Below are 15,823 nucleotides of genomic sequence, written 5' to 3' on the forward strand. Positions count from 1 at the left end.
CGGGCGGCCCGCCCTCCACCGTGAGGACCAACTCTTTCGGGTGAGAGTACGACGGCTCCTATACCTGATCACAGCCCGCTTACAGTCGTAAACCCTGGCATAACGGCACCATCGCCCACCATTCGGCGGTATGAAGGGCACTCGCATCAGCAGCGTTCGCACGGTCGGTGTCCAGCTCGGCCGGTGTCCAGCACGGTCCGGCGCGCCCGGTAGGCACGCGCGCACCGTACGTGACGGAGGGGAGAAACCTGGTGGGCCAGCCGGAGATGCCGCAGCCCGAGGAGGACGCCGTACGACCCGGGGGCGGACCCGGCACGGGCCCCCGGGCGGATACGGGGCCGGAAACGGGGGCCTCCGCCCCGGGGACGGACCCCGGTACGAAACCCGGTCCCGCGGCCGGTCCGGCAACGGGTACGGACACAGCCACCTCTCCGGCCGCGGACACGGGCACCGGCGCGGGCGCCCTCGCCGATCCGGGTGCGGACCTCACCGGTGAACCGTTTCCTGCGGGTGACTGGGGCGACCCCGTCGAGCGCCTGGACGAGCTGTACCGGTGGGTGGAGTCGGCCGCTCTGCGGACCGCGGGCTGGTACCTGGCCGACCGGACCTGGAAGCGCCGGGGGGCGCGGGCCCTGCGGGCGGGGGCGGCCGGGGGTGCGGTCGTGGGGGCGTTACTGCCGCTGCTCGACCTGGCGGCCGGTCTGCACGGTGCGGCGGAGTGGGGCTATCCGGCGCTGCTGGCCGCGGTGGCGTGTGCGGCGGGCGACCGCTGGTTCGGGCTGACCGCCGGCTGGATGCGCGATGTGGCGACGGCGCAGGCGGTGCAGCGGCGGCTCCAGGTGCTCCAGTTCGACTGGGCCTCGGAGAGCGTCCGCGAGGTGCTCGGCCCGGCGGAGGGCACGTCGAGCGAGGCGACCGAACGCTGCCTGGGAATGCTGCGCAGGTTCTCGGACGACATGACCGACCTCGTACGGGGCGAGACGGCGGAGTGGATGATCGGGTTCCGTACGGGCGGCGCGGTGCCCGTATCCGTGCGGGGCCCCGGAGAAGCACGCGGCGGCGGCGAGCCGACGCCCGTGGGCCGCACGGTGCCGGCGATGGGCGTACGCCCGAACATGCCGCGCCAGCGCCCACCGGAGACGCCCTCGCGCTAGGCGGAGCCGCCCTCGCGCCAAGCGGAGCCGCACTCGCGCTGATCAGGCAGGGCACCGCTCAGTTCCCGTACGGGTCACGCGGAGCCGGCGGCTGTGGCGGCCCGCGCCGCGTCCAGCAGGGGCAGCACGCCCTGGTCGATGAGCAGGGCGGCCAGGGCGGCGCCGAGCTTCTCCGGTTCCTCGGGTGAGCCTGTGAGCCTCGCCGAGATCTGCTCGGTGCCGTCCAGTGACGTCACCTGGCCGGACAGTCCGAGACTGCCGTCGGGGAGGAGCTCCGCGTACGCGCCCACGGGGACGCTGCAGCCCCCGTGCAGCTCGGCCAGCAGGGAGCGCTCCGCCCGTACCGCCGCGTCCGTGGCGAGGTCGCCCGCGCCGGCGAGGATGTCGCGGAGAGCCGTGTTGTCCTCACGCACCTGGATCCCCAGCGCTCCCTGGCCGGGGCTCGGCGGAAACCGGTCGAGCGGCAGCAGTTCACCGATCGCGTCCCCGAGGCCGAGCCGGTGGATCCCCGCGGCGGCGAGGACGACAGCGTCCAGGCCCATCGTTTCGATCTTCTTCAGCCGGGGCGGGACGTTCCCCCGGATCGGCACCATTTCGAGGTCGGGCCGCACGGCGAGCAGCTGCGCGATACGGCGCGGCGCACCGGTCCCCACGCGGGCGCCCTTCCGGAGTCCCGCGACAGTGGAACCGCAGAGCGCGTCCCGCACGTCCTCGCGCGGCGGCGGGGGCAGCAGGACGAGCCCGGGCGGATTCGTCGTGGGAAGGTCCTTGAGCGAGTGGATGACGACGTCCACGTCACCCCGTACCAGGGCCGCTTCCTGCTCGGTACTGAAAGCAGAACCACCGCTGACGGCGCTCACACTGGGCATCGACGACTTGCGGTCCCTGTCGCCCCCTTCGAGGATCACCCGGTGGGTGAAAGTGACCTCGGGATACCGCTCCCGCAAGGGCTTCAGATATTCGCGGACCTGAGCTTTGGCAAGATTGCTCGCGCGCGAGCCGACGAGGTACTGCGCCACGGTGATCACTCTCCAGGCTGACGGGGTGTCGCCAGGCTAGGACGCGCAGAGAGGCGCTCATACAGACACGGGGTCGGCATGGGCGCGATCGCGACGCGCAGACGAAGAGCCCTCAGCAGGGTCCGCCGCCGTCGGCCACCCTCCTCACCGCCACCATGCCACTCATGCCTCATCGCCACCACGCCGCTCGCGGACCCGGCGGGAAGGTCGCGGCCACGGAGTTCCCTCAGACGGGAGTCGCCGCCGACGGCCGCATCGACGCGTGTGCGAACTCCGCCACCCCGGCGGCGAACGGCACCGAAGGCAGCCAGCCCAGTTCGGACCGGATCCGCGCGGAGGACGCGGTGATGTGGCGGACGTCCCCCAGCCGGTACTCCCCGGTGACCAGCGGGGCCGGACCCGGGTACGCCGTGGCGAGCTGCTGGGCCATGTCCAGGATGGTGTGCGGTTCCCCGCTGCCCACGTTGTACGCGCGCAGCTCCCCGTCCGCGCGGCCCGGGACGCCTTCCAGCGCCGCGGTGTTGGCGGACGCGATGTCCCGCACATGGACGAAGTCCCGCCGCTGCCCGCCGTCTTCGAACACGACCGGCGCCGTGCCGCGTGCCAGGGCCGAGCGGAAGAAGGACGCCACACCCGCGTACGGGGTGTCCCGGGGCATTCCGGGCCCGTACACGTTGTGGTAGCGCAGCGCGACCGCCCGGCCGCCGGTCGCCCGGGCCCATGCCGCGGCCAGGTGTTCCTGGGCGAGCTTCGTCGTCGCGTACACGTTCCTCGGGTCGACCGGCGCCTCCTCGGTGACCAGGCCCGGCGCCACGTCGTCGCCGCACTGCGGGCAGACGGGCTCGAACCGGCCCGCTTCGAGACCGGCGGGTGAGCGCGGGCCCGGGCGTACGACGCCGTGCCGGGCGCAGTCGTAACGGCCCTCCCCGTAGACCACCATGGACCCGGCCAGCACCAGGTCGCGCACGCCCGCGCCCTCCATGGCCGCGAGCAGTACGGCAGTGCCGAGGTCGTTGCAGCTCACGTAGTCCGGCGCGTCGGCGAAGTGCTTGCCGAGGCCGACCATCGCAGCCTGGTGGCAGACCGCGTCCACACCGCGCAGGGCCTTCTCCACCGCCGCCCTGTCCCGGACGTCGGCCTCGATCCACTCCGCGCCGGCGGGGGACGGCCGCTGGGCGTGCGCCGCGGCCAACAGGGCGTCGAACACGACCGGTTCGTGCCCCCGGGCGGTCAGGTCGGCGACGATGTGCGAGCCGATGAAACCCGCGCCTCCAGTGACAAGTACACGCATGCCCCGAAGCGTACGTCCGGCCGGGCTGAAGGCGGTGTCAGCCCGGCCGGTTGCAGGCGTCGGCGGTCCGTACGCCCCGCCGGCGGTGGCGATGGACTCAGCTGAAGACGATCATCGACCCCTGCGCGAGGCTGCGCGTGGCCGCCGCGTGCAGTCCCAGCCACACATGCCGTTCCCGGGCGAACGGGCTGTTGTCCAGCGGGACCGGACCTGCCGGTTCCTCCAGCGACGTCGGACGGGACGGGGCCTGCGGGGCCGCCGGAGGGTTCGCCGCGTCGATACCGATGGCCTCGGCCACCACCTCCAGCTCCCGGAGCAGGCCGTGGGCGGAGCCCAGCGGGCCGCCGCCTTCGAGGAGTTCGTCGTTGGACAGCGGTGCGCCGAAGTCGACCGGGACATAGGCTCCCGCGTGGTCGTAGTGCCACACCAGATGGGACTGCTGCGCCGTGGACTCGAACATCTCCAGGAGCTGTTCGTAGTCGCCGCCCAGGTGATCGACCGGGGCGACCTCCAGGCCGCAGATCTTCAGGAGGTACGCGCGCCGCAGGAAGTGCAGGGCGTCGTAGTCGAAACCGGCCACCGGGGCCACATCGCCGGAGAGGCCCGGCATATAGGCGTAGACGGGTACGGACGGCAGACCGGCTTCGCCGAGTGCCTTGTCGTAGACGGCTATCTCTTCCGCGAAGGGGTTGTCGGGGCTGTGGCACAGCACATCGACGAGGGGGACCAGCCACAGGTCACAGGCCAACGGGGCTCCTAGCGGGGTTCGGGGGTCACCCCCCGAGCGGGCTTGTCCGGCCAGCGTAATGCGCGGTTCACGCTGCGCGAAGACCCCCGGTCGTCCCGGTCCGTCCCGCTCGCTCCCGGCCCGCCGTCGCGCGGGGTCAGCCACCGCCCTTGCCCACCGGCCAGACCCACGCGCCGCCGATCCGCTGCCCCGGTCTGCCGAGCAGCTTCTCCACCGTGACGTACAGCGCCGCGTCGTTGTCCTCGGGCGGGATGACGACCACGCCGGCCTTCCAGTACGCCAGGTCGTAGCGCGCCTGCGCCTGCCAGTTGGGGCCGATCTCCGGGATCTTCGCGCCGTAGCGGACGTCCCGGAAGAGGTTCGACGTGTAGCGGGGCGGCGCTCCGTAGATGCCGGTGCGCTCCGCCCCGTACGGCCCGTTGAAGTAGCCGCCGGGCACCGGGAAGTGGACCCCGGTGGCCGACTGCCAGTGCAGGGCCTCCGCGCTGCCCGGGTCGGGCAGCGGCACCGGGACCACGGACTCGCCGGGGCCCACGTACTTCTTCCACATGCCGTCGGCGATGAACGCCGGGACGTCCGGGCGGCTCAGCACCGGCATCGAGGTGGGCATGATCGGGACCATCGCGGCCGCGACGGCCAGCCCCCCAAAGGCCCGGTACGCGCGGACGGGCGTGCGGATCAGCCGGTCGGCCGCCAGCGCGACCAGCACGCCGAGCGCGGGGGCGCAGATCATCGCGACCCGGCCCTCGATCACCGACTCGAAGAGCGGCTGGTGCGCCAGCAGCCGCCACGGGCCGGGGAATACCACGTCCGTGTACGGGATGCGGATCTTCTGGCCCAGGGAGAGGACCGCGGCGGCCACGGCGGTGAACGCCAGCGCCCTGACCAGCGTGTGCCGCCACAGCCGTACCGTGATCGCGAAGGCCAGCGCCACCAGCGGCCAGCCGTAGAAGGCGTTCTGCTCGGTCCGGTTGAGCGCCAGCTTGTCGGCCGTCGCGTCGCTGCCGAACAGCGCCCGTCCGGAGAACTCCAGGAGGGCGCGCGGGCTGTTGCCCGCGTTGTTCCCGTGCAGCACGCTGTGGTAGCTCTGCGCGCCGAAGAACTGCCAGCCCAGCGGGTAGGCGACCAGCGGCAGCGCGGTCAGCGCGGCGATCCCGAGCCCCTTGAGCAGCGGGCGCCAGGCCGCCCGTGCCACCTCTCTGCGCAGCAGCCCGTAGGCCAGGGCGAAGAGCAGCATGCCGAGGGCCGCCAGCAGGAACGGCTCCTCGCCGAGGAAGATCTGGTACGTCGCGAAGAGGCCGAGCAGCACCCCGTCCCGTACGACGTTCCCCCCCTCGCAGAGCCGCAGCGCCCGGTCGATGATGACCGGGATCATGAACAGCACCAGGAAGTTGGGGTGCGCGTTGCCGTGCGAGATCATCGGCGGCGCGAAGGCGGCGAGCGCGGCGCCGAGCGCGGCCGCCCACCGGTTGCGGACCAGCCGCCTGGCGATCAGCCAGTACCAGCCGGCGGCGGTCGCGGCGAGACCGCCGGTCAGCACCAGCGCCCAGGTCACGGTCGGCCCGAACGCCAGCGTCACCGGGGTGAGCGGGACGGAGAGTCCCAGCATGGGGGTGTTGCCCATGAGGTTCACGCCGGCCGGGAAGTTCTGCGCGGTGGTGAAGAGCGGGTTGTGCAGATGGGCGACGTTGTCCGCGGTGACCGCGAAGAACCACTCCCACTGGTTCTGGTCCTGGAGCGAGTCGCGGAGGTAGCCGTGGCCGAGGTCGGCCCAGAGGTTCTTGTAGAGCAGCACGGACGCCAGCAGGAAGAGACCGCAGACCGCCAGGTCGGTGCCGCGCACCGCGCGGGTCTTCAGCCGGATCAGCTCGGCGAGGACCCGCAGATAGTCGAGCGGCCCGACCTTGGAGCCCTCCTGGTGCGACCAGCGCACCGGGACCTCGGCGACCGCCCACCCCTGGCGCCGGAAGTACTGGAGGATCTCGACGTCGATGCCCCACCCGTCGAGCCGTGCGTCGGCGAACGCCTCGCGTGCCTTGTCTCCGTCCAGGAGCTTGAATCCGCACTGGGTGTCGCGGATGCCGGGGACGGCCACGGCCCGTATGAGCCGGTTACCCATCCGCCCCATCGCCTCGCGCAGCCGCCCCTGGTGCACCTCGACGCTGGAATCGGGGTGCGCCCGCGAGCCGACCGCTGCCTCGTACCCGGTCTCCAGCTCCTGGGTGAGCCGGTCCAACTCCTCGATGGGGGTGGCCAGATCGGCATCGGTGACCAGCACCCGTACGCCCTTCGACGCGGCCACACCGAGCCGCAGGGCGTGCCCCTTGCCGCGGTTGCCGGGGCTGCTGACCAGCCGGACCCGGGGGTCGGCTGCGGCGGCCTCGCGGGCGATGCGCGCGGTGCCGTCCGCCGAACCGTCGTCGACGACCACCAGCTCCCAGCTGTCGGGCCGCCCGTCCAGATACGTCCGGACGGCGTCCAGCGTGGGGCCGAGACGCCCCTCCTCGTTGTACGCGGGCACGACGACGGACAGCCCCACCGTCAGCTCCGCGGCCTGCGGCTCCACGACGCTCACCGGGCGTCCCCGTCGGACGGGCGGGCGGCCGGCCGCTGCCCGTCCGGTGGGGCGCCGCCGGGTGGCGGGGCCATGTCGGTGGCGCGCAGCCGCTCCGCCCAGCGGACGGCGTGCGCGTTGTACGCGTCGATCACCGCGTGCACCTGGTCGCCGTCGCCGCGCGTCACCGCGTCGGCCAGCTCCTCGTGCCCCTGCCACAGCCATTCGGTCAGTTCGGCGCGGCCGCGCAGGTACGGCACCGCGAACACCCAGCACTGCACGCGCAGCCGGTGCAGGAAGTCGGAGATGTAGCGGTTGCCGGTGAGCGCGCCGAGCTCACGCCAGAACCGCAGGTCGTAGCCGATGAGGATCTCCAGACTGCCGGTCCGCGCGGCCTGCCCGGCCTCCTCGGCCCGGCGGCGTACGGACAGCAGCGGCTCCCCCGCCACGCCCTGCAACGTGAGCCGCCGGAAGATCCCGTCGCCGATCAGCGACCGGGCCTCGACCATGGCGCAGTAGTCGTCGACGGAGAACTGGTGGACCCGGAACCCCTTGTGCTGGTCCGAGTCGAGCAGCCCCTGCGCGGACATCTCGACGAGCGCCTCACGGACCGGGGTCGCCGAGACCCCGTACCCCTCGGCGATCTGCTTGACGGTGAAGATCTCACCCGGCTGGAGACGGCCCGCAAGCACTTCGTCACGCAGCGCGTCGGCGATCTGCTGCCGCAGAGTACTGCGGGTCACCGCTCCGCTCGCGGGCATGGTCCTTTTTCCCCTCGTCCGACTCCGGGACACCCTACGGCCAGCGTCTTTCGATTGGATCAGACCGGATCGCCGAAAGGGAGCCGGTACCGCTCCGCGGAAGTCCCCGGAGGGGATGCGGTGGGGGCTGTAGAGGGAGGTGGGGGCTCGCAGGGGTATGCGGGGGCTTGTCCGTCAGCGGCGACTTCTCGCCGACAACCAGGCTTGATCTCGCCCATCGCGGGCACGGCGGGCCGGGCCCCTGGAGCCCGGTTCACCCGGCCACCACTCTTCTCTAACCCCTTAACTATCTCTATGCTCGGCGGCGTCCGCCTCCTCCCCAACGCCCGCCCAGGAGTCGCACCATGGCACCTGCTCAGCGCCGCCGAGACCGCTCCGACCCGTCCGGCCCGTCCGGCCCGTCCGACCCGTCCGATCCGTCCGACGAGGACCGGCTCCGCCAGGCAGAGGGGCCCCTCTCCCGGCGTCGGCTGCTCGGCGCCTCCGCTGCGGTTTTCGCCGCGGGCGGGACCGCCGCGACCACCCTCGGAGCGGCCCCGGCCCAAGCCGCAGAAGGGGCCCGGGCCGCAGAGGTGTCCCCGGCGCACGCGCGCCCCGCGCCGGTCTCTCCGGAGGGAACCGAACTGTTCCTGCTGGGCACCGCCGGCGGCCCACCGCCGGTCACCACCCGGGCCGGAACCGCCTCCGCGCTCTCCGTACGCGGAAAGGTCTACGTAGTCGACTGCGGGCGCTCCGCCGTCACCCAGTACGGCAGGACCGGGCTGAGGTTCCAGGACCTCACGTCGGTCTTCGTCACCCACCTGCACATCGACCACATAGCCGACTACGCCAACTTCATCCTGCTGGGCGCGCACGGTGTCAACGACGCGGGCGACGCCGTGCTGTCCCCGTTCGACGCGTACGGCCCCGGCCCGGCGGGCGCGCTGCCGGACGCCTACGGCGGTGGGCAGGCGGGGACCGTCGACCCGGCCGATCCGACGCCCGGCCTCCAGGCCCTGACGGAGAAGTCCCTCGAAGCGACCGCGTACAGCAGCAACATCTTCATGCGCGAGTCCGGCCGTCCCGACCCGCACACGCATGTCGACGTGCACGAGATCAAGCTGCCTCCGGGGGCGGGCGCAGACCCGCTCCGGAACACCGCGCCGGACATGGAGCCGTTCCTGGTCATGGATGACGGGACGGTTCGCGTCAGCGCGGTCCTGGTCCCGCACGGGCTGGTCTTCCCCTGCTTCGCGTACCGCTTCGACACCCCGGACGGCTCGGTGGTCTTCTCCGGAGACACCGCGCTGTCCGACAACATGGTGCGTCTGGCGCAGGGCGCCGACATCCTGGTGCACGAGGTGATCGACCTCGACTTCTACCGCAACAGCACCGGCTACAGCGAAGCCCTGCTGCACCACATGGCGGCGGCGCACACCGATGTCACCGAGGTCGGACCGCTGGCCCAACGCTGCGGAGTGCACACGCTGGCGCTCACCCACATCACTCCGGCCGACACCTTCCTGGTCCCCCACGGCTCCTGGCTGCGCCGGGCCCAACGGGGCTTCCACGGCCGGGTGTTGGTCGGCAGCGACCTCGACCGGATCCGGCTGAGCGGCTGAGCGGCTGAGCGGCTGAGCGGCTAGTCGAGGGTGGCGCCCGAGTGCGGCCGCAGCCCGCCCGGGATGTCCTGAACACCGCTCAGCCGGCCGGACAGCCAGCGGAAGACCTCGGGCACGAGGGGCTTCCACACCACGTTCAGATGGCCGCCGTAGGTCCGCTGCACCCACACCTTGGTGGGTTTCTTCGCGGCCTTGCGGAGGGCGAGCCCGTCCTCGTAGCCGTCGCCGTGCTGCCCGGTGAGGAAGAGCGAGGTGCGCGGCGGGTGCTTGGCGTGGGTGAGTATCCACAGCGGGTTGGTCCGGCGGCGCAGCACCGGGTCGCCCGCCGCGATCGAGGCGGACTCGGCGGCCGGGTCGTTGTAGCCGGAGAGCGCGACCCCGGCGCGGTAGCGGTCGGGATGCTCGATGGCGAGCTTGGCGGCGCAATGGGCACCCGCCGAGATCCCGGCGACGCCCCAGCCCCTGGCGCCGGTCTCGGCCCGGAAGTTGTCGCTGACCATCTTGCGTACGTCCACGCTGAGCCAGGTGTCGGCGTTGACGACGCCCGGCACATTGGCGCAGCCGGTGTCCTCCCCGGCCAGCAGCGAGGTGCGCGGCGCGACCAGGATGAACGGCTTGACCTCGCCCTTCGCCATCAGCGGCCGGAGCTGGCGGTTCACATCCAGATTGCTGAACCAGTCCTTGGCGGAGCCCGGGTAGCCGGGCAGTATCTCCACGACAGGGAAGTCCTTGGCCTTGAACGCGGGGTCGGAGTACTGCGGCGGCAGCCAGACGTACACCTCGCCCTCCGCCCCGGACACCCGGCCCGTCAGATGCGTGACTCGTACGCCCGCCCCCAGCTTGGAGCCGCTGACCGGCTTGAAGACCTGCTTGAGCTTCGGCTCCCCGGATATGTTCTGCCCGCCGGTCCCATCGACGCCGAGGTCGGGGGCGGCGACGACATGGCTGGTGGTGCCGAGCAGGTCACCCCAGGTGTCGTAGAGCCCGTTCGCGTTGTTGACGGCGACGAACACGACGACCACCGCCGCCGCCTGCGCGACGAGCACCATGCCGAACCGCACGGCCCCGCGCACCACGACGGGCCCCCCGACCCTGTGCCAGAGGAACAGCGGCACCAGAACGGCGAGTACGGCCGCCACGGCCGCGGTCACGAAGAAGGGCGTTCCGGTCAGGCTCATCACGGCAGACAAGAGCGACATGAGGGCGTCTCGGTTGCCAGGTTTGCCATGGTTTTACGCAGGTAAAGCGGGGGCGGCCGTCGGCCTGAAGGCCTCAGGGAGCGACCGGGAGCGAGCAACATGCCGATCGGGGCGCGGCGAAGTGGAAGGGCGAGCTGCGCTCGCCGGACCATTCGGCTGCCCGGTCGCACCCTACGGCCGGGTGTGCGGGCAGCCTCCGGGGCGAGCGTAGACGGCGATCAGGGCCGAGGTGATCTTCCGGCTGCCGCAGCTCACGAAGTACGTGCGGAGCGTGCGGCGCTTCACTGCCTCCCGGGAGTCGGCGTCCAGCGGCTGGCCCGGCAGATCGGAGACGACCACGATCCGCCTCGCGGCGAGGATCCGGTCGCGGATCCGGTCCGGCGGAAGCTCGGTGCCGGACAACGTGTGGGAGGCGCGTGGCGCGCGGCCGAGGGAGAGATCGGTCAGCCCGCGGAAATCCGCGGGCCGCCACAGCGTCCACACCCGGCGCCTCGCGGGGGTGAACAGCAGCCCGTCTCCGGCGTGCCCGGCTGCTTCGACCGCCGATGACACCGCCGTCACGTCGTTCTTCCGGCTCTGCGGGGTCCGCAGCTCCAGACCCACGGGGAGCAGCGCGACCAGAGCGGCCGCGACCGCCGCGAGCGCGACCGCCCGTGACCAACAGCGGTCCAGGACCGCACCGGTCAGCAGCGCGAGCCCGGCGGAGCAGAAGAGGACATAGCGGTCGACGTACAGCGGGTGGACGTACGACACCGTCAGCAGCAGCCAGCTGGGGACGAGCAGCAGCGGGAGCGCGAGTGCCCGTATGCCGGGGGCCGGCCGGAACCGGCGGCAGAGCAGCGCGGCAGCGGTCAGTGCCGCGTAACCGGCGAGCCTGCCGACACCGGGTCTGCTGATCCATTCGACCTGGGCGGACTGCGTGGTGGAGAACACGGCCAGCGGCGCGAGACCGGCCGCGACACCTCCGGCCGCCCAGGTGAACGCCCGCCGTGAAAGCGCGAATCCGGCCTGTCCGGCCGTCCGCGCGAACACGGTCACACCGTGTGCGGCCACCGCCAGCACCGCGAACTCATGCAGCAGACAGGCCGCCAGCATCACCGTGCCGTACGCGGTCCAGCGTTTCGCGAGCAGCAGCCATGTCGCCCAGACGACCAGGGCGCAGACCAGTGCGTACGAGCGGCCCTCCTGCGCGTACCGCTGCACGGCCGGGATCAGCGGCATGGCGAGCCCTGCGAACAGCCCCGCACGCGGCCCGGCGAGCCGGTGGCCGATGAGCCCGATGCCGGCGGCGGCAGCGGACGTGGCGAGCACGGACGGCAGCCGCAGCGTGATCAGTCCGCCGTCGTGGAGCGCGAACACGGCGTGCATCAGCAGGTAGTAGAGGCCATGGACGGCGTCCACGGTGGAGAGCGTCCGCCAGATCCCGCCGACGCTGCGGTGCGCCATCTCGTAGGTCACCGCCTCATCGCCCCAGAGCGTGCCGTCACGCCTGATCCCCCACAGCCCGACGGCGAGCGCCAGTACCGCGGGGACTCCGGCGGTGGTGCGGGGCGCCCACCGTGACGGACGGGACGGTGCTGGGGCCGGAATGGCAGGGGCAGGGGCCGGGCTGACGGCCCGCAGAGCGGTGGCGATGACGGGCTCCGTTGTTCGGGAGGGGTACGTAGTGCCAGCTCAACTCCCAGCAGTGTTGATGGGCAGCCCCCTCCCGCCACACCCATCAATTACCTTGGGCCCATGGGACGTCCGGAGAGGCCGCTTGACCCGGCGGCGGGCCCGGTGCAGCGCTTCGCCCACGAGTTGCGCAAGCTGCGGGGCGAGGCGGGCGGCCCCACCTACCGGACGATGGCCGCCCGCGGGCGGTACTCGGCTCCGACGCTCTCCGCCGCAGCGTCCGGCGAGAAGCTTCCGTCGCTGCCGGTGACGCTCGCCTACGTGGAGGCGTGCGGCGGCGACCCGGCGGACTGGGAACTACGGTGGCGGCAGGCGGCGGCAGCCGATGAGCCCGCACCGGCAGGTCCGGGCGGCCCGGATGACGGATCGCCGTATCCGGGGCTGGGACGTCTCGAACCGGGCGACCACTTCTTCGGCCGGACCGATCTCGTCGCCGACCTTGTGCAGTTGACCGGACAGCACCGTTTCGTGGCGGTCGTGGGCGCGTCGGGCAGCGGCAAGTCCTCACTGTTGCGGGCCGGTCTGATCCCGGCACTGCGCACGGCGGAGCACCCCCGGCCCGCGGCGATCCGCATTCTGACGCCGGGCGGACAGCCAGTCCTCACGCACGCCGCACGGATCCCACCGGGCGGCGAGCAGTACGGAGGCGCAGGCTCGGAAACGGATACGGGCGCGGACATGGACGCGGGCCCGGTCACGGGTGACACCGTGGTCGTGGTCGACCAGTTCGAGGAGCTCTTCACCCTCTGCCACGACCCGGCCGAACGCGCCGAGTTCATCGATCTGCTGCTGACCGGCGGGGCGCGCGTCGTCGTCGCCGTACGCGCGGACTTCTACGGCCGGTGCGCCGAACACCGCGCGCTGGCCGACGCCCTGCGGGACGCGACCCTTCTGGTCGGGCCGATGACCCGGGCGCAGCTGCGGGAGGCCGTCGTCGGCCCGGCGACGGCGGAGCGGCTGATTGTCGAGCGGTCGCTGACGGCACGCATCGTCGCCGATGTCACGGACGAGCCGGGCGGTCTGCCCCTGATGGCCCACGCCCTGCGGGAAGTGTGGCGCAGGCGGCGCGGCCGGACGCTGACGGTCGCGGCGTACGAGGCGGTCGGCGGGGTGCAGGGCGCGATAGCCCACACCGCCGAAGAGGTCTTCACGGAATTCACCGCCGACCGGGCCCGTACGGCACGCGCGCTGCTGCTGCGGCTGGTCGCTCCCGGCGACGGCACCCAGGACACCCGGCGCCCGGTCGCCCGCGCCGAACTGGGGGCCTCGAAGGAGACCGCCATCGTACTGGAACAGCTGCTGGCAGCACGCCTGTTGACAGCGGGAACCACGACCGTGGAACTGGCCCACGAGGCACTGATCAGTTCCTGGCCCCGGCTGCGCGGCTGGATCGAGGAGGATCGCGAACGCCTGCGGCTGCACCGTCGGCTGACGGATGCGGCTCGCACGTGGGAGGAGCTGGGGCGGGATCCGGGTGCGCTGTACCGGGGGGTGCGGCTGGCATCGGCACGAGAGGCGTTCGGGGCCGGACAGCACCTTGCCGTGCCGGTCACCGCCTCACTCACCGCATCTGATCTCACCACGTCCGAGCGGGACTTCCTCGCCGCGAGCCTCGACGCACACGACGTCTCCCTGCATACGGCGGCCCGCACCACCCGCAGACTGCGCGGCCTGACCGTCACGCTCGCTGTCCTGCTCGGTGTCGCGGTCGTGGCGGCTCTGACGGCCGGCCGGCAGAGCCGGATCGCCGCACAGCACGCGGACAGGTCCGAGGCGCGGCGGGTGGCGGCGGCCGTCTCCGCCCTGCGGGCGACCGACCCCCGCACAGCCATGCGGCTCAGCGTGGCGGCCTGGCGGATCGCCGATCTCCCGGAAACCCGCAGCGCACTGTACGGAGCTGCCGCACAGCGCGACCTGGACGTGTTCGACGGCCCTTCGACGGAGTTCGCGACGGACAGCAACGACACCTGGCGCCGGACGAGCGCCGACGGCCGCACACTGACAGTCGTCGGCCCGGCGCGCACCGACCGGTGGGACGTGACCACGCACCGGCGGTTGCCGCCGTACGCGGGACTCGGGCCGTACGCGAAACGGATCGCCGCGATCAGCCCGGACACCAGGGCCGCCGTGGTGCACGTCCCGGGCGGGCTGCGGGTGTGGGACCTGGCGGCGGGACGGCTGACCGGCCCAACCTTCGGAGGTACGCGGCAGGACGGCGGCGAAAGCTGGAACACGGCGAGCGGGCGGACATATGCCGTCAACGATCTGCGGCGCGACCTCCGGTTGTGGGACCTGCGCACCGGGCGCCTGCTGCTCAGCGTCCCGGAACCGCACGACGAGGTACGTACGGTCCGGATGAGCCCGGACGACCGGCTGATGGCGTACTGCGCGGGCGGGCCGCTCCAGGTCTGGGACGTCCGCCGGCACCGGAAGGTGCCGGTGCCGTGGGCCGCGCGCGATCTGTGCGACACCCAGGACTTCGTGTTCACACCGGACAGCAGGGCGCTGGCCTTCACGATGCACACAGGCACAGAGCAGGGAGCGCTCCGCACCTGGGACGTACGCTCCGGCCACGAACGCCCGCGCCTCTCCGTACCCGGCCTGTCCGAGGCGGAGTTCAGCCCGGACGGCGCGTACACGGCGACGCTCACCGGCGACGAGGTGCAGCTCTGGCGGCTCGCCACCCCGGCCGCACCGGTGCTGCGCGTGACAGCGACGGGCTCAGGACTGAACGGGATCACCCTGGACATGGCACACCGGGTCCTGCGGTACGAGGAGAGCGGCGCCGGTACCCATGCCCTGCACTCCGTCGCCCTGGACAGCGCGGTCGGCGTGCACCTGAGCACAGGACGGGCGCCGCTCCCACGCCCCGGCCGCGTGAAAGCGACCGGCCCGCAGGGGCAGACCCTCACCGACGACCGGGAGTTGACCGATCCACGTACGCGCCCCACAGACCGCACAGGCCAGCCGGACCGCACAAGCCCCACGGACCGCACGAGACGGATCATGCGCGGCGAGAGTGTGCTCGCCAGTGCGGCTTTCAGCCCGGACGGCCACTTTCTCGCCATGAGCGACATCAACGGGCGCGTGACGCTGTGGGACGGCTCGGGGGCCCGGCTGCTGGCTGTGCTCGACCCCGGTGTGCCGTCCAGTGGAGCGGTGCCCGGCTGGCATGTACCGGCCCTGGCCTTCTCGGCCGACGGCCGCTCGGTCGCCGTGGGCGACACGGACGGCGGCCTGCGGATGTGGGACACGGCGGAACCGTCCACCGAGGGCGCGACGCTGCCCCCCGGGGACGGCCCGGTGCTGGCGCTGGCCTTCACCCACGACGGGGCGGGACTCCGGGTGACGACCCCGTACACGGCACCGCACACGACAATCACCCAGGCACCGCACACCACTTCACTCGCCGCATCGCGCACCGTGGAGCTGCGGCCGGGGCGGGTCGCCGCCGAGGTGTGCGCGCGGGCGGGCGGCGGGCTGTCTCCCGCGCAGTGGCGGACCTACCTGCCGTCGGTGGCGTACCGGAAGACATGCAGAGGACGCTGAGGCGCCCAGTCATTCGCCGTGTCAGTTGTCCGGTCACCTGAACAGTCCCCCCACCACCCCGAAGTAGCCCGACGCCGGAGCGGGTGTCGGCCTGCAGCCCTCGCGGGGATGCGACGCCCACCCCCCGGAGAGAAAATAGGTGGGTCAGCCCTGTGGCAGCCGGCCGCTCCCGCGGCCGGGCGCCAGGGCACTGGCTAGCACCCGCACACCCGGTGCCCAGCAGGGGCAGGCCCGGACCGTCGCCGAAGCCGTTCCGGGCTCCGCGAGGAGTGC

10 protein-coding genes are annotated in these 15,823 nt (G+C 72.5%); 3 read left to right on the forward strand and 7 right to left on the reverse strand.

Features of this window, described 5'->3' with window-relative positions; translation table 11 throughout:
- The first annotated feature begins 251 nt into the window (after positions 1-251).
- On the forward strand, positions 252-1,154 hold the full coding sequence (locus tag OG210_RS12840; protein WP_328329454.1) for an SLATT domain-containing protein: 903 nt from the start codon (positions 252-254) through the stop codon (positions 1,152-1,154).
- A gap of 74 nt (positions 1,155-1,228) precedes the next feature.
- Here OG210_RS12840 and hemC read toward each other — a convergent pair whose 3' ends face one another.
- The 5 genes from hemC to OG210_RS12865 form a co-directional block, all read right to left on the reverse strand.
- A complete protein-coding gene (hemC, locus tag OG210_RS12845; RefSeq protein WP_328329453.1) occupies positions 1,229-2,173 on the reverse strand; it encodes a hydroxymethylbilane synthase in 945 nt (314 codons plus the stop codon).
- 226 nt (positions 2,174-2,399) lie between these two features.
- Positions 2,400-3,464: an NAD-dependent epimerase/dehydratase family protein gene (locus OG210_RS12850; protein WP_328329452.1), complete on the reverse strand. Its 1,065-nt coding sequence runs from the start codon at positions 3,462-3,464 to the stop codon at positions 2,400-2,402.
- A gap of 97 nt (positions 3,465-3,561) precedes the next feature.
- Positions 3,562-4,212, reverse strand: coding sequence for a hypothetical protein (locus tag OG210_RS12855; protein WP_328329451.1), 651 nt, complete (start codon positions 4,210-4,212; stop codon positions 3,562-3,564).
- A gap of 136 nt (positions 4,213-4,348) precedes the next feature.
- Positions 4,349-6,787: a dolichyl-phosphate beta-glucosyltransferase gene (locus OG210_RS12860; RefSeq protein WP_328329449.1), complete on the reverse strand. Its 2,439-nt coding sequence runs from the start codon at positions 6,785-6,787 to the stop codon at positions 4,349-4,351.
- Positions 6,784-7,527: a GntR family transcriptional regulator gene (locus OG210_RS12865; RefSeq protein WP_328329447.1), complete on the reverse strand. Its 744-nt coding sequence runs from the start codon at positions 7,525-7,527 to the stop codon at positions 6,784-6,786. The genes OG210_RS12860 and OG210_RS12865 overlap by 4 nt, the downstream gene beginning before the upstream one ends.
- A 344-nt stretch (positions 7,528-7,871) precedes the next feature.
- On the opposite strand from OG210_RS12865, the gene OG210_RS12870 reads away from it, so the two are divergent.
- Positions 7,872-9,128: an MBL fold metallo-hydrolase gene (locus tag OG210_RS12870; protein ID WP_371536450.1), complete on the forward strand. Its 1,257-nt coding sequence runs from the start codon at positions 7,872-7,874 to the stop codon at positions 9,126-9,128.
- A 20-nt stretch (positions 9,129-9,148) separates the two neighbouring features.
- Here the strand turns inward: OG210_RS12870 and OG210_RS12875 are convergent, their stop codons facing one another.
- Both OG210_RS12875 and OG210_RS12880 read right to left on the reverse strand, forming a co-directional pair.
- A complete protein-coding gene (locus OG210_RS12875; protein WP_328329443.1) occupies positions 9,149-10,306 on the reverse strand; it encodes an alpha/beta hydrolase-fold protein in 1,158 nt (385 codons plus the stop codon).
- A gap of 192 nt (positions 10,307-10,498) precedes the next feature.
- On the reverse strand, positions 10,499-11,785 hold the full coding sequence (locus OG210_RS12880) for a hypothetical protein (RefSeq protein WP_328329441.1): 1,287 nt from the start codon (positions 11,783-11,785) through the stop codon (positions 10,499-10,501).
- A 279-nt stretch (positions 11,786-12,064) separates the two neighbouring features.
- Here OG210_RS12880 and OG210_RS12885 point away from each other — a divergent pair, with 279 nt between their 5' ends.
- Positions 12,065-15,550 (forward strand): hypothetical protein, encoded by a 3,486-nt coding sequence (locus tag OG210_RS12885; RefSeq protein WP_328329439.1) that lies wholly within the window; start codon positions 12,065-12,067, stop codon positions 15,548-15,550.
- Positions 15,551-15,823: the final 273 nt, after the last annotated feature.

This window comes from Streptomyces sp. NBC_00466, assembly GCF_041433995.1.
Classification (GTDB): Bacteria; Actinomycetota; Actinomycetes; order Streptomycetales; family Streptomycetaceae; genus Streptomyces.

Excerpts from the sequence above, each read along its gene's own strand:
- OG210_RS12885 (WP_328329439.1), top strand. The coding sequence starts at position 12,065 with ATGGGACGTCCGGAGAGGCCGCTTGACCCGGCGGCGGGCCCGGTGCAG.
- OG210_RS12875 (WP_328329443.1), bottom strand. The coding sequence starts at position 10,306 with ATGAGCCTGACCGGAACGCCCTTCTTCGTGACCGCGGCCGTGGCGGCC.
- OG210_RS12850 (WP_328329452.1), bottom strand. The coding sequence starts at position 3,464 with ATGCGTGTACTTGTCACTGGAGGCGCGGGTTTCATCGGCTCGCACATC.
- OG210_RS12865 (WP_328329447.1), bottom strand. The coding sequence starts at position 7,527 with ATGCCCGCGAGCGGAGCGGTGACCCGCAGTACTCTGCGGCAGCAGATC.
- OG210_RS12870 (WP_371536450.1), top strand. The coding sequence starts at position 7,872 with ATGGCACCTGCTCAGCGCCGCCGAGACCGCTCCGACCCGTCCGGCCCG.